The 515-nt window shown below is 64.1% G+C and carries 1 pseudogene; it reads right to left on the bottom strand.

The features are described from left to right. Positions 1-515, bottom strand: a pseudogene (locus GWC77_RS28265) (DDE-type integrase/transposase/recombinase); the annotation flags it as partial.

The following is a 515-nucleotide window of genomic DNA, read 5'->3' on the forward strand; positions in this document are numbered from 1 at the left end:
GCACGTACGCTGGGCCGGAAGGGGCTGAAGCACTGCCCGCTCGGCCTCAATGCGTTTGCCATTACGCGCGTTGATGCGACCGACGATCTCGTCGATGAAGCGGCGATAGGAATCGAGATCATCGAAGTCGTTAGTGCCGCGCAGAAGCAACGCATCGCGCACTGCGTTCTTGAGGTGGCCGTGAGGGCTCTCGATAGAACCGTTCTCATGGGCAACGCCGCGGTTGTTGCGCGTGGGCTGCATGCCGTAGTGGGCGCACAGCGCATCGTAACGCGTGGTCAGATCGTCGCGCGCTTCGCGTTCGAGATTGCGGAACGCCGCTGATAGGCTGTCGCTGCGATGCTCGCGTGGCGCGCCACCGAGTGCCCAGATGGCGTTCTGCAGCCCTTCGGCCAGCGCGACATAGCTCTCGCCGCCGAGAATGACGTGGGCGTGTTCAAAGCCCGAGCAGGCCAGCCGAAAGTGATACAGGCGGTGGTCCAGCGCGACACCTGCCACGGTGACGCCCAGGCTGT

The sequence above is a fragment of the Paraburkholderia sp. NMBU_R16 genome, from assembly GCF_013282575.1.
In the GTDB taxonomy this organism is placed as follows: Bacteria; Pseudomonadota; Gammaproteobacteria; order Burkholderiales; family Burkholderiaceae; genus Trinickia.